This window comes from Chryseobacterium lactis (genome assembly GCF_003815875.1).
In the GTDB taxonomy this organism is placed as follows: Bacteria; Bacteroidota; Bacteroidia; order Flavobacteriales; family Weeksellaceae; genus Chryseobacterium; species Chryseobacterium lactis.
Window position 1 is genome coordinate 1,376,607 of sequence record NZ_CP033924.1, and the last position, 12,656, is coordinate 1,389,262.

The window sequence follows — 12,656 nt, forward strand, 5'->3', positions numbered from 1 at the left end:
AATTATGTTTGAAGATAAATCACAGGAGCTTACGCCCATTTCGAAATTAGGAGAGTTTGGCCTTATCAAACACCTGACAGAGCATTTTCCTTTATCCAATGAATCTTCGGAGCTTGGAGTAGGAGATGATGCAGCGGTTATTAATCCTGATAATAAAAAAGTTGTTTTAACAACGGATGTCCTGGCAGAAGGAGTTCACTTCAACCTGGGTTATGTTCCTTTAAAACATTTAGGATATAAAGCTGTTGTTGTAAACCTGAGTGATATTGCTGCGATGAATGCAACGCCCACTCAGATTTTGGTTTCTTTGGCCGTTTCAAACCGTTTTCCGGTAGAGGCTTTAGAAGAGATCTACTCAGGAATTCAGGCAGCTTGTACCAGATATAAAGTTGACCTTATCGGAGGAGATACCACAAGTTCCAATGCGGGATTGGTGATGAGTATTACAGCTGTAGGAATCGAAAATGAGGAAAATATAGTAAAGAGAAGCGGTGCAAAATCCAATGATCTTTTGGTGGTATCAGGAGATTTGGGAGGTGCTTACATGGGGCTTCAGATCCTGGAAAGAGAACATGCCGTTTATCTTGCTGATCCTAATATGCAGCCGGAAATGGAAGGCTACGATTATATCCTGGAGCGTCAGCTGAAGCCTGAAGCAAGAACAGATGTTAAAACAATTTTAGAAGAGCTGGATATTAAGCCAACCTCTATGATTGATATTTCTGATGGCCTGGCTTCTGAAATTCTTCACCTTTCAGACCAATCAAAGGTAGGATTCAGATTGTATGAAGAGAAAATTCCTTTAGATAGTCTTACGATCTCTACTGCAGATGAAATGAATTTGAATCCGGTAATGACGGCTTTAAGCGGTGGTGAAGATTATGAATTGCTGTTCACTATTTCGCCTAACGATTTTGATAAGATTAAAAACCACCCTGACTTCACGATTATCGGTCATGCTGTGGAAAAAGAAGACGGAAATTTTATGGTTGCCAGAGGATCCAATCAGCTTGTTGCGCTTACCGCTCAAGGTTGGGATGCCTTTTTAAACCAATAAGATGTATACTTTTACAATTTTGCCATCTCTTGTTATTATTGCTTTTATAATAGTAACACTATACAAACATTATGTGAAAAAACGAAACCAGAATCTTAAAGAATCATTCATTTTTGTATTGTTCTTTGTAGCAGTCTGGAGTACGATTTATTATTTTGTTTTTAGTTAAAAGAAATACATCCATACTATTGAAAAATTATTTTTAATTTTAAATATTGTAGAAAACCGCAGCATTTTTTTGCTGTGGTTTTTGTTTATTGCCCGATTCTTTTAAAATACAACGATGATTACACCAGAAAAAGAAATCCCGGTTCACCATCTGACATCTGAAAAATTCCAGATGAGTACTCTGATAGCAGCGGGTCCTGAAAATTTTCATGATGTTCACCGGCATAATTTTTTTGAAATTATCTGGTTCAGAGAAGTGCATGAAAGCAGCCGCTTAGAATTGGATTTTGAAAGTTATAAACTAGAAAATAACCAAATTTGCATTATTGCACCGGGCCAGGCATTCAATATGAAAATAGAAGGAGAGGTGGGTTACGCCATGGCGATAAGCCGGGAAATTTTCAACGAAGCCTGCGATATAGAATCTGTACTCACAGGAGGAGAGCTTCCCTTTTCTTTGGATCTTAAAAATGAAAAAACCTGTACTACAATCATCTCGTTGATTGAGCAGGAATATAAAGGAGCTTCAAGGACTGAACTTTTAAAAGCATATCTGAAAGCCTTTTGTATCCTCATCGGAGAACAAATTAAACCTCAGGAGCCTTTATTGAATGATAGGCAGCGCATTCAGGAGTTGGTGGGGCATATTGAGAAGCATTATATATTGCATAAAGAAACCGGTTTTTACGCTGAAAAACTAAAGATAAGCACCCATCATCTCAATGACATCGTCCGTCTTTTGAGAGGAACTACGGTAAAGAAAATGATTAATCAACGTCTTGTTCTTGAGGCTAAAAGAGAACTTAGTTTTGGAGCTCTAACCGTTAAAGAAATTGCTTTTAAGTTAGGGTTTAGAGATGCTTCTTACTTCTCCCGTTTCTTTAAAAAACATACAGACCAGAACCCTGATCGTTTTAAATCCGGAAATGGTTAGTCCTCAGAATGTTCCGTTGTATTAGGTTTGATATGGGTTAATTTATTATAAATGTATAGATGAATCTTCAATTTGTGCTAGTCTTCCTTCAGTTCCTGTCTTGAATGCTTTTCATTTTTTAAGCAATTTTGCAGGCATTAAAAATAGCCTCTGAAGGCTCGTACTGTTTTATGAAGAATTTGAATATTGTAGTGTTTATCTTAGCACTGCTCAACACGCTGGAGTCTCTTAGTATAGACCTTTATCTGCCTGCTTTTCCCAATATGGCTGAAATTTTTAACACGGATATCGGACATATTCAGATTTCCATTTCGGTGTTTTTTGCCGGATTTGCTTTCGGACAATTATTATGGGGACCGTTATCAGATAAAAAAGGCCGTAAACCTATGTTGTATTGCGGACTTTTACTTTTTATTATAGGTGCCACTGCGATCTATTTCACCTCAGATATTTATGTTTTATGGGCGATGCGTTTTCTGCAGGCTTTCGGAGGAAGTGCGGGAATTGTTATTGGCAGGGCGATTATTATTGATCTTTATGATAAACAGAAATCTGTCACCATTTTTTCCCAACAGTCTCAGATCAGCGGTATTGCTCCGATTGTTGCTCCGCTATTAGGAAGTGTATTTCTAAAATATTGGGGTTGGAACAGCTCTTTCGCATTCTTGTGTATCATGGGAGTAATCACATTTTTTATGGTGTATAAATATGTTCCGGAAACCAATACAAGGATTACCCTTCCGCAGGATTTTAGCGACGAAAAAGGATTAATGGATCAATTGAAAATGATCATTTCCAATAAAGATTTTATCAACAGTACGATGATCGGAAGCGTTGCATTTGCCTCACTGATTATCTACATTTCGAATGCTCCCTTCTTATTTATGGAGATTCACGGATTCTCGAGCAGTGTTTTCAGCTTTATATTTGCTTTTAATTCATTAGCCTTGATTACAGCGGCTTATATTACCCCAAGGTTAATTAAAAGAATAAGCAATACCAATCTTTTATTGGGAGCTACGATCATTTTATTGAGTGCCTGTGTACTTCATATTTTAATTGCTGCCGGAAGTCTTTCCGTAGCACTGGAAATTGCAATGTTGTATGTCTCGTTATTAGCGATAGGGATTTTATTTCCTATTACTTCAGCACATGCTTTGTCTCCTTTCAAAGAAGGAAGGGGTACGGCAGCTGCACTTCTTGGGTTTATGCAGTTGATGGTTACTTTTTTAATGTCAGGTTTGATTGGTCTTTTAGAAGCAGACTCTATTATTCCGATGGTTGTTGTACGAGCGGGAATTGCTTTGATCGCGGTCTGGTTTGCTTACCGTATTTTTAAAAGCAAAAAAGTGGTGGTGCAGGAAAAGGTCGCTTAGATTTTTTTAGCTGAATCAACTTAACATTAGTTTATCCTCTTATTTTTCCTTTTGGTCATAGCATGTAGACACTTAATCAAGTAATTTTTGAAAAAGGCAGGCAATAGGCTCTCTTTGCATAAAAATTTAAATTATGAAGAGAAGCCTTCTGGCAGCTTTCGGCTGTTTGTTATTATCAGGAAGTTGGGTGAATGCCCAAACCGGAATATCTGCTGAATTAAAAACAGAGTACATGCCTTTTTCCAGCTATATTCGCCCGGAAGACAGTGTGAAAACAAATTCCAAAAGTGATTTTAAAAGAGTAGACTTTAACCTGAGCATTCCATTATCTGTAAAAAAAGATAGAAGTGGCAGACTACGTTCGTGGTCTATGCTGATGGGAGGATCTTATGCAAAGATGTCTCATAAGAATTATGAAACTCAGCTATTTCCTGATCAAATGCTGAATGCACAGGTAGGTGTACAGCATATGAGGCCGCTAGGAAAGAAATGGAGTATTATGATGACCGCTTCGGTAGGTGTGTATACAGACCTGACGAAAATTGATTTTGATGATGTATTGGGACAGGGTGGAGTTTTATTTATCAGACACTTTAATCCTAATCTTGCCTTAGGAGCGGGGCCGGTTCTTACAACAGCATTTGGGGTTCCGATGATTTTGCCATGGATTTATTTTGACTGGAAAACAAATGGAAAAGTCAAGTTTAAGATCAACTTTCCCGAAGGAATGGAAGCCGGCTATCTTTTCTCTGATAAATTTGCTTTAAAAGCTGTCGTCAACATGAGCGGGATGACGGTAGAAAGAAATAAAGACGGAAAATCTATGTTACTGGGATATCAACAGATTACTGCGGGACTCAGACCGGAACTGAAAATCAATGATAAGCTTACTTTACACCTTACCGGCGGAACAGCCTTGCTGAGAGGTTTCAGTGAAAATGACCGAAAGATCAAAAATATTTTTAAAGAAAAAAAGATGGCTGATCCAAGGTTTGCAAGCTCTTTTTATGCAGCGGTATCACTACGCTGGAATTTGCCATAAGGTTTGAAAATAGGGAAGTTATGACCAATTAATTCAGGATTCATCATAACTTCCATTATTTATTTACTAATCAATTTCTTATATACCACCTGATTGAGCAATTCTTCTTTTCGGGTACGGGAAATAGGAAGCTCTGTTTTATTGATAAATAAACGTCCTCCCGAAATCATATCGATGTGTGTAATATTGATCAGATATGATTTGTGAATTCTGAAAAAATGATCAGAGGGAAGAGACTCCTCAATAGCCTTCATGGTCTGGTGAATGATCAGAGACTTATCTTTAAAGTGAAGCTTCGTGTAATTCTGCATACTTTCTACATACAGAATATCTACCCAGGAAACTTTGATGAAGCTATCAGATTGTCTCACGTATAAAAAAGGATCATCTAAAGGACTGTTTTTTCTTAATTTTTCACTCACAATAAACTGCTGCTGAGCCTTATTTACCGACTGATAAAAACGATTGAATGCGATTGGTTTCAAAAGATAATCCACTACCTGAAGACGGAATCCTTCCAGAGCATATTCAGAATAAGCTGTGGTAAGAATACATAAAGGAGGGTTCTCAAGTTGCTCAAGGAATTCAAGGCCGGTAAGATAGGGCATATTGATGTCAAGGAAAATAAGATCTATTTCATTTTCCTTTACCATAGAATCGGCTTCCAGAGCACTCGCACAGGTTCCTGTAACCGTTAAAAAATCAATCTGGTCGGCCAGTTCCTTAAGATGGAATCTCGCCAATGGCTCATCATCTACAATCAGGCATTTCATTTTAGGGATATTACTGCTCATCTTCTTCAGCTAATTTTAAGGTTAAAGTTACTTTATAAACAAGATCATCAGATTCAATCTTTAGATCATGGGAATTTGGATATTGTAGTTTTAAACGCTTTTTTACATTCTGAAGACCTATTCCGCCCACTCCTTCTTTCTTTTTATGACTCATGATATTAGAGTATGAGTTTTCTATATAAAAAAAGAGCACATGATCTTTTTCTTTGCATGATATGGAAATATAGCCTTTATGTCCCGGAAGCCGGCATACATATTTAAATGCATTTTCAATAAAAGTAACCAGCAGGAGAGGCGCAATAAATGCTTTCTTATTATTGATTTCCCAGGTGGTCTTTACATCCAGCTCATTCCCCCATCTTAATTTTTCTACTTCTACCAGATTCTGAATATGTTCCATATCTTTATCTAAAGGAACAAGGTTCTGATTACAGTTGTATAATTGATAGCGCAGGATATCGGAAAATTTAAGCAGTAAAAAATCAGCTAGCTGAGTATTTGTTCGCATCAAAATGTGGATATGATTCAAAATATTAAAAACCACATGCGGATTGATCTGATCCTGTAATAGCTTGAGTTGATTTTCCAGATGAGCCTGCTGCAAAAGAATATGATCACGCTCTATTTTCCCGTGTTCCTGGTAAAATTTCACTCCGCAGGCGGCTCCATTAATTAGAAAAGAAGCGGGAAGTGCAAGGTAAAAGCCTTTCCATAAATGAGGAATCTGTCCTGAAAACTCAGCAGGAATTGGAGTTTCTCCACTCCCTTTAATATAGGTGAAAATCAGGGAATATATAAAGCTTAAAGCGAAAATAACCAGTGTTGCCTGGATCAGAAAGAAGCCCATTTTTTTTGTGCGCAAAGCCTTGGGTAAGAGCTTGGTCGTAAGAAAATGAGTGAAGAAGAAGGACGTTATGGTAAGGACAAAAGTTTGAAAGGCGGCAGTGTATGCATCTGAAGTAGCCTGGAAATTGATCCAGATTGCCGCCGCAAAAACAAGCCAGAAAATGATAACGAAAGTATGTTTTCTTACAACGAAAAGTTTTGTCATGGATAGTTATAAAAATGAATATATAAACAAAATTAGAAACCGCAGGGGAAGCAGTTTCTAATGAGTAAAGATAATTTAAGTTATTTAGAATAAGAAATAACCTATTCCCAGACTGAAGCTGTGGGGTTTCGACTTAAATTCTTTACTGATATTGGAAAGTCCGTTTTCATATCTCAGATCAATCGTGAAGTTCTTATAATCTACACCCAAACCTCCTGTAATACCGATATTGGATTTATCAAAGCTTTTAAAACCTTCCATGAACGCCTGTGAAGTTGATATCTGATTATTAAAAGCATAGCTGTAAACACCACCGGCAAATACTCTCAGATTAAAATCATCGGCTGTTACTATTTTATATCCTACTACCACCGGAATATCAATGGCATTCCATGTCAGTTTTGCAGAACTCCCGTCTTTGGTATCGTAGGAAGTTTTTCTTTTGTTGAGTAAAGCTTCGCCTTGTACATAAAGCCTTCCGATATCCATTCTGGTCATTACTCCTGCCTGATAACCGAAGCCGTATTTCCCTTCCAAGGAAGAAGATTCCGTTGAGGTTTTGGTAAAATTTGCACCTCCTTTTACTCCGATGTGAAAAGCAGGCGTCTGTTGAGCCTGGATTTTTATAGCACAGATGCATAATAAAAATGCACTTAATGCCAAAAATTGTTGTTTCATAAAATGATAATTGTTAAAAATCTGATGCAAAACAACAACACCCGGAGATGAGATGGAATTTTATTTGATGAACGGCTTAAATGCTTTGACGAGGATCTGTTTCCGTATGAAAATAAAAAAATCGGAAGTGATTATACTTCCGATTGACTATTATTAATAAGGTTCTTCTACACAAATGGTTGGGGGAGTACATCCACCGGTACCGCCTCCTCCGGGATTTCCTCCTCCAACTGCGATACATTGACCCGGGCTGCCGTCTTCATACATTTCGCAGGCTTTTCCCCAGGCACACTGGCAGTCACTTTGGCAATTATAAGAATCTCCGCCCATATGGCAGCTATCATTTCCGTTGCCCAGAATCGTTGACAGATCCCTTCTCAAAAGTTTTTTCATTGTTTTCATGATGCAATTTGATGTTTAAAAATTAATAGTTTGTTTTTATACGTAGAGTAAATATAATAAAAAAAATGAACCATAATCTTTTTAATCAACTGTAAATAAATGAAATATAAGCGAGTGGGAAAGGTTGGTAAAAAATAAACCCGCAGTAGAGCGGGCTTATTCTATTTATTTTTTAAATTTTAAAAGTAAAGGAATCGAAACCGCAGATGAGGTCGCTTTCCCGCTAATTTCAGCAGGTTTCCATTTGCCTTTATCCTTGATGCGGTAAAAAGCAGCCTGGATGAATGCATTTAGGTCATCGTTATTCCCTTTTATCTGGGCATCCAATGCATTACCTTTAGAATCTACTACAAAATTTAATGTGGCTTTATAAGAATCCGAAGAAGAATTAAAAAAAGCAAGATCAACAGCTTCATATAAAGAAGCTAGAAAAGCCGGCTTTCCAGTTTGATATTCTGCTTCTTTAGTAACCTTGCCCTTTGTGGGCGGGTCTGCTGAGATCATTTTCTTGTCTTCAAGGGATATTTTATCCAAAGCATCTTTATAGGAAGTTATCTTGTCTTCGGTAAGAAGCCATTCCTTTTTTGTTCTTAAATCATTAGGCTTAGGATACTTGCTGTACAGCGCTGATTTTTTTCTTTCATACCGGGAGTCTGCCCTCTGGAATTCAGAAACCTGAGCATTACTGAAGACAAAACCGAAAATGAATGCCAATGCTAAGAACTTTTTCATAATTAAGCTTTTACGATATTAATGATTACTTCTGTTGCTTTTTCCATGCTTTCCAGCGCTACATATTCGTAAGGTCCATGGAAGTTGATTCCTCCTGCAAAAATATTCGGGCAAGGAAGTCCCATATAAGAAAGTTGAGCACCGTCTGTTCCTCCTCTGATCGCCTTGATTTTAGGCTCAATACCTGCTTCTGTCATTGCTTTTGCAGCAAGATCCACGATGTGCATTTTACCCTCAAACTGCTGTTTCATGTTTCTGTACTGTTCTTTGATTTCTACTTCAGCAGTACCTTCACCATGCTTTTGGTTGAATTCAGCAATTTTTTCTTCTAAGAATTTTTTTCTGGCTTCAAATTTATCAGCATCGTGATCACGAATGATGTATTGAAGTTTGGCTTCAGATATATCAGCCGTAATGTCCATTAAATGGTAGAATCCGTCAAAACCTTTGGTGGTGGCCGGTGTTTCATTAGCCGGAAGCGTTTGTGCAAACTCAGCGGCCAGAAGAGCAGCATTGACCATTTTACCATATGCATATCCCGGGTGAACGCTTAATCCATGGATTTTTACAACAGCTCCTGCAGCATTGAAGTTTTCATATTCCAATTCTCCAACTTCTCCACCGTCCATGGTGTATGCCCATTCAGCTCCGAATTTAGCTACATCAAATTTGTGGGCTCCTCTTCCGATTTCTTCATCAGGAGTGAAACCGACAGCAACTCTTCCATGCTTAATCTCAGGATGAGCAATCAGATATTCTGCTGCTGTTACAATTTCTGCACAACCTGCCTTATCATCTGCGCCAAGAAGTGTATTTCCGTCAGTAGTAATTAAGGTTTGGCCGATATATTTCTTTAAACTTTCAAATTTTGAAGGAGATAATTTAAATCCGGTTGTCGTGTTCAAAAGAAGGTCATTCCCGTCATAATTCTCCCAAACCTGAGGCTTTACGTTCTCTCCGCTGAAATCAGGTGAAGTATCGTAGTGAGAAATAAATCCGATAGTCGGTCTGTCATCATTTTCCAGGTTAGAAGGAATATATCCCATAATATACCCGTTTTCATCTATTGAAACATTTTCCAAACCGATTGTTTTCAGCTCTTCCGTAATGTAATTGGCAATATCCCACTGGCGCGGTGTAGAAGGAGTCGCTTCACTTTCTGCATCGCTGGTTGAATATATTTTTACATAGCTTAGAAAACGGTTCAGTAATTTCTCTTTCCACAATGGGTTGAATTCTATTGTACTCATCAGATTTATCATAAATTTAAACAAAGTTAGCAAATTTGACGTTCAGAATACGTTATTCGCTACTGAATATCAGTTATTGAAATTTTAAATCAGATATAAATCTTTGAAAATCAAAATAGTGTTAGCTTTGTATGTAGTGCTTATCAAATTATTTAGTTTTATTATATTTGAGAAAATCAAAAAGTAAACATGTTTCTTACAGAATGTCCTAGAGATGCCATGCAGGGATGGGGAGAGTTTATCCCTACCGATAAAAAAATAGATTATATCAACTCCTTGATGGATGTTGGCTTTGATGTATTGGATTGCCTGAGTTTTGTTTCTCCAAAAGCAATTCCACAGATGGCTGATTCTGATGAGGTCGCTGAAAATATTGATAAATCCCGTTCCAATACAAAGGTTTCTGCGATTATCGGAAATTATAGAGGAGCTGAAAAAGCATTGAAGCACCAGTCTGTAGATATTATCGGATTTCCGTTTTCTATTTCTGAAACTTTTCAGCACAGAAATACCAACAAGAGCCAGGAAGAAGCTTTTGATGAAATCATCAGGATGCTTGATCTCGTAAAAAGCGAAGGAAAACAGCTGAACATCTATTTTTCAATGGCCTTTGGAAATCCATACGGAGAAATGTGGAAATGGGAAGATGTAGACCAATGGGCACAAAGGTTTTCAGAAATTGGAGTGAAAGATATCCTGCTTTCTGATACTACCGGTGTGGCCACTCCTGAAACGATTGCTCTTTTATTTGAAAAAATTCCTTCAAAATATCCTGAAATTAATTTCGGGGGGCATTTTCACAATCGCTATGAAGACTCGTATTCAAAATTAAAGGCAGCCTATGATCAGGGATGCAAAAGATTCGACAGTGCTATTAAAGGAATTGGCGGCTGTCCGATGGCTAAGGATGATCTTGTGGGAAATATGCCCACAGAGCAGGTTATCAACTTTATGAGTGTTGAAAAAGTAGATCATAAATTGAATTTACTTCACTTCGAAAGTTCATATAATAAAGCTAAGGATATTTTTCATTTTTAAAAAGAATTAAAGAATATCGCACAGATTTTATAGATTAAAATATCAATGGGAGCGGGCTTTAGCCCGCTTTACTATATAAAAATTCATTGGCTTTAGCCAAAACCTAATAACATTCAACCAAAAAATCAACAAAATGTCTCCAATAATTTCATCTTTAGAGTTAAAAAGTATTTCCTCAGATGGTCTCATCATTCTTGATGCCAGAGCTGGAAAAGATATTTATAAAAATTACCTTGATAAGCACATTAAGGGAGCCCGGTTTATTGATTTGGATAAAGATCTGGCTGAGATCGGTGATGATGCCGCATTTGGAGGCAGGCACCCATTACCGGATACTGAAAAATTTGCGGAAACGATTTCCAACCTTGGAATCTCCGATAGCTCACATATTGTTATCTATGATGATAAAAATGGCTCAAATGCTGCGGCAAGAGCATGGTGGATGTTAAGATCTTTTGGGTTTGAAAAAGTTCAAGTTCTTGACGGAGGAATGCAGGCAGCTGAAAAAAATGGAGTAGAATTTTCATCAGGAGAAGAAGTATTTGAAAAAGCTTCACTGATAAAAAAGCAAAACTGGTCTCTTCCGGTATCAACGCTGGAAGATGTTGAAAATGAGTTGAAAAACAAGACCTCGACTGTGGTTGATGTAAGAGATGCTTACCGGTATAAAGGAGAGTCAGAACCAATAGATTTGATTGCCGGACATATTCCTGGAGCAATCAATATTCCTTTTTCTGAAAATCTGGATGAGAACGGAAACTTTTTAAATAAGGAAATCTTAAAAGAAAAGTATAAAACCTTGTTGGAAAATAAATCGAAGGATTTAATCATTCATTGCGGATCGGGCGTTACAGCATGCCATACTATTCTGGCACTTGATTATGCCGGGTTTCCCATTCCGAATCTCTACGTAGGATCCTGGAGCGAATGGAGCAGAAGAGAAGGAAAAGAAGTGGCTAAAGATATTTAAAAAGCAAAACCCCAGATGAGTCTGGGGTTTATATTTATTGGATATATTCCATTATGTTAAGAGGAAGCTGAGTGTATTATTTAAATGGTAACAAGTAATTAAGTCATCCTGCCTCATTCTTCCGGCTTTTAAAGCATTCCCAATTCAAACTTCGCTTCTTCACTCATCATATCCTTGTTCCAGCTCGGTTCGAAAGTAAGCTCTAAATCAACACTTTTTACATGATCAACTTCTGCCACCTTATCTTTCACCTCTTGCGGAAGGGTTTCTGCAACAGGACAGTTAGGGGTAGTAAGTGTCATTATAATTTTTACATCAGCGTCATCGGAAATCTGAACATCATAAATCAGCCCTAATTCGTAAATATCTACCGGAATTTCAGGGTCGTATACGGTTTTTAACACGTTGATGATTTCTTCACCAATGTCAGCAATTTGATCGTCTGTAAATTTCATTTTTTAATCTAGATTGATATTCCTTTTCAACAAATCTTCCTGACGCATACGTCGGAAAATATTTGCCAAAGTTAAGACATCTTTTTCACAATAGTCAACAATTCGCTGCAAGTCTTTTTCTATGTAGTAAATTGATGAAACCATTGAACCGTCAATATCATCCTTTGGAGTAGGAATACCAAAGACATGAGCCAGCAGTTCCAGTGATACAAAACTTTTATAATCCCCGAACTTCCAGAGCTCCATCGTATCGATATGAGGGATTTCCCAAGGTTTTTTTCCAAACATCTGAAACGGGGCAGGAGGCTGCATCCCGTTGATCAGGTATCGCCTGGCTATCCATGGAAAGTCAAATTCTTTTCCGTTGTGAGCACAGAGAATGACATTATAAAGCCTCGGACTATTGAAAATTTCTCCAAATTCCTGAAGCATTTTCTTTTCATCGTGACCGGAAAAACTTTTTATTTTCAAGGTATCATTTTTCTCAATCATTCCTATGGTGATGCAGATAATTTTTCCGAACTCGGCCATAATACCTGCTCTTTCGTAAAAATCTTCTGCAGAAACATCATCTTTTCGCTGGAACCTCGTCTTTTTGTCCCAGAGATATTGATCGGTTTCCGATAAATCATCCCACGATCCGGCCTGTGGAACGGTTTCAATATCAAGGAATAATACTCTTTCTAATGGTATGGTCTGTATCATGTGT

General features: G+C 37.6%; 14 protein-coding genes. 6 read left to right on the forward strand and 8 right to left on the reverse strand.

What is annotated here, in order from left to right; translation table 11 throughout:
• The first annotated feature begins 4 nt into the window (after positions 1–4).
• The 4 genes from thiL to EG342_RS05905 all read left to right on the forward strand — a co-directional run bounded on the left by thiL (position 5) and on the right by EG342_RS05905 (position 4,577).
• Positions 5–1,057, forward strand: coding sequence for a thiamine-phosphate kinase (gene thiL, locus EG342_RS05890; RefSeq protein ID WP_103288825.1), 1,053 nt, complete (start codon positions 5–7; stop codon positions 1,055–1,057).
• A gap of 283 nt (positions 1,058–1,340) precedes the next feature.
• Positions 1,341–2,159: a helix-turn-helix domain-containing protein gene (locus EG342_RS05895; protein WP_103288826.1), complete on the forward strand. Its 819-nt coding sequence runs from the start codon at positions 1,341–1,343 to the stop codon at positions 2,157–2,159.
• 170 nt (positions 2,160–2,329) lie between these two features.
• Positions 2,330–3,535 (forward strand): multidrug effflux MFS transporter, encoded by a 1,206-nt coding sequence (locus tag EG342_RS05900; protein ID WP_103288827.1) that lies wholly within the window; start codon positions 2,330–2,332, stop codon positions 3,533–3,535.
• 133 nt (positions 3,536–3,668) lie between these two features.
• A complete protein-coding gene (locus EG342_RS05905) occupies positions 3,669–4,577 on the forward strand; it encodes a DUF6268 family outer membrane beta-barrel protein (protein ID WP_103288828.1) in 909 nt (302 codons plus the stop codon).
• 59 nt (positions 4,578–4,636) lie between these two features.
• Here the strand turns inward: EG342_RS05905 and EG342_RS05910 are convergent, their stop codons facing one another.
• The 6 genes from EG342_RS05910 to pepT all read right to left on the reverse strand — a co-directional run bounded on the left by EG342_RS05910 (position 4,637) and on the right by pepT (position 9,484).
• The gene (locus EG342_RS05910) at positions 4,637–5,371 is read right to left on the reverse strand and encodes a LytR/AlgR family response regulator transcription factor (RefSeq protein WP_103288829.1); all 735 of its coding nucleotides are present in this window, start codon (positions 5,369–5,371) and stop codon (positions 4,637–4,639) included.
• Positions 5,361–6,422 carry a sensor histidine kinase gene (locus EG342_RS05915; RefSeq protein WP_103288830.1) on the reverse strand — a complete coding sequence of 354 codons (1,062 nt, stop codon included), beginning with the start codon at positions 6,420–6,422 and terminating at the stop codon, positions 5,361–5,363. Before EG342_RS05915 ends, EG342_RS05910 begins: the two co-directional genes overlap by 11 nt.
• Before the next feature lie 84 nt (positions 6,423–6,506).
• Positions 6,507–7,100 (reverse strand): porin family protein, encoded by a 594-nt coding sequence (locus EG342_RS05920; RefSeq protein ID WP_103288831.1) that lies wholly within the window; start codon positions 7,098–7,100, stop codon positions 6,507–6,509.
• 153 nt (positions 7,101–7,253) lie between these two features.
• Entirely contained in the window at positions 7,254–7,502 is a 249-nt protein-coding gene (locus EG342_RS05925; protein ID WP_103288832.1) for a hypothetical protein, read from the reverse strand.
• Positions 7,503–7,667: 165 nt separating this feature from the next.
• The gene (locus EG342_RS05930; protein WP_103288833.1) at positions 7,668–8,234 is read right to left on the reverse strand and encodes a hypothetical protein; all 567 of its coding nucleotides are present in this window, start codon (positions 8,232–8,234) and stop codon (positions 7,668–7,670) included.
• A 2-nt stretch (positions 8,235–8,236) separates the two neighbouring features.
• The gene (pepT, locus tag EG342_RS05935; protein ID WP_103289303.1) at positions 8,237–9,484 is read right to left on the reverse strand and encodes a peptidase T; all 1,248 of its coding nucleotides are present in this window, start codon (positions 9,482–9,484) and stop codon (positions 8,237–8,239) included.
• A 189-nt stretch (positions 9,485–9,673) separates the two neighbouring features.
• Between pepT and EG342_RS05940 the strand changes: the two genes are divergently transcribed.
• Both EG342_RS05940 and EG342_RS05945 read left to right on the forward strand, forming a co-directional pair.
• A complete protein-coding gene (locus EG342_RS05940; protein ID WP_103288834.1) occupies positions 9,674–10,522 on the forward strand; it encodes a hydroxymethylglutaryl-CoA lyase in 849 nt (282 codons plus the stop codon).
• Positions 10,523–10,655: 133 nt separating this feature from the next.
• On the forward strand, positions 10,656–11,492 hold the full coding sequence (locus EG342_RS05945) for a sulfurtransferase (RefSeq protein ID WP_103288835.1): 837 nt from the start codon (positions 10,656–10,658) through the stop codon (positions 11,490–11,492).
• A 128-nt stretch (positions 11,493–11,620) separates the two neighbouring features.
• On the opposite strand, the gene EG342_RS05950 is transcribed toward EG342_RS05945, so the two are convergent.
• On the reverse strand, positions 11,621–11,947 hold the full coding sequence (locus tag EG342_RS05950; RefSeq protein ID WP_103288836.1) for an SUF system Fe-S cluster assembly protein: 327 nt from the start codon (positions 11,945–11,947) through the stop codon (positions 11,621–11,623).
• A 3-nt stretch (positions 11,948–11,950) separates the two neighbouring features.
• Complete coding sequence (locus EG342_RS05955) at positions 11,951–12,652, reverse strand: 3'-5' exonuclease (protein ID WP_103288837.1); 702 nt, start codon at positions 12,650–12,652, stop codon at positions 11,951–11,953.
• Between the last annotated feature and the right edge of the window lie 4 nt (positions 12,653–12,656).

What these genes read in the sequence shown, in the direction of transcription:
- EG342_RS05930 (WP_103288833.1), bottom strand. Translation starts at nt 8,234, where the DNA reads ATGAAAAAGTTCTTAGCATTGGCATTCATTTTCGGTTTTGTCTTCAGT.
- EG342_RS05900 (WP_103288827.1), top strand. Translation starts at nt 2,330, where the DNA reads ATGAAGAATTTGAATATTGTAGTGTTTATCTTAGCACTGCTCAACACG.
- EG342_RS05925 (WP_103288832.1), bottom strand. Translation starts at nt 7,502, where the DNA reads ATGAAAACAATGAAAAAACTTTTGAGAAGGGATCTGTCAACGATTCTG.
- EG342_RS05920 (WP_103288831.1), bottom strand. Translation starts at nt 7,100, where the DNA reads ATGAAACAACAATTTTTGGCATTAAGTGCATTTTTATTATGCATCTGT.
- EG342_RS05940 (WP_103288834.1), top strand. Translation starts at nt 9,674, where the DNA reads ATGTTTCTTACAGAATGTCCTAGAGATGCCATGCAGGGATGGGGAGAG.
- EG342_RS05905 (WP_103288828.1), top strand. Translation starts at nt 3,669, where the DNA reads ATGAAGAGAAGCCTTCTGGCAGCTTTCGGCTGTTTGTTATTATCAGGA.
- thiL (WP_103288825.1), top strand. Translation starts at nt 5, where the DNA reads ATGTTTGAAGATAAATCACAGGAGCTTACGCCCATTTCGAAATTAGGA.
- pepT (WP_103289303.1), bottom strand. Translation starts at nt 9,484, where the DNA reads ATGAGTACAATAGAATTCAACCCATTGTGGAAAGAGAAATTACTGAAC.
- EG342_RS05945 (WP_103288835.1), top strand. Translation starts at nt 10,656, where the DNA reads ATGTCTCCAATAATTTCATCTTTAGAGTTAAAAAGTATTTCCTCAGAT.
- EG342_RS05955 (WP_103288837.1), bottom strand. Translation starts at nt 12,652, where the DNA reads ATGATACAGACCATACCATTAGAAAGAGTATTATTCCTTGATATTGAA.
- EG342_RS05915 (WP_103288830.1), bottom strand. Translation starts at nt 6,422, where the DNA reads ATGACAAAACTTTTCGTTGTAAGAAAACATACTTTCGTTATCATTTTC.
- EG342_RS05910 (WP_103288829.1), bottom strand. Translation starts at nt 5,371, where the DNA reads ATGAGCAGTAATATCCCTAAAATGAAATGCCTGATTGTAGATGATGAG.
- EG342_RS05950 (WP_103288836.1), bottom strand. Translation starts at nt 11,947, where the DNA reads ATGAAATTTACAGACGATCAAATTGCTGACATTGGTGAAGAAATCATC.
- EG342_RS05895 (WP_103288826.1), top strand. Translation starts at nt 1,341, where the DNA reads ATGATTACACCAGAAAAAGAAATCCCGGTTCACCATCTGACATCTGAA.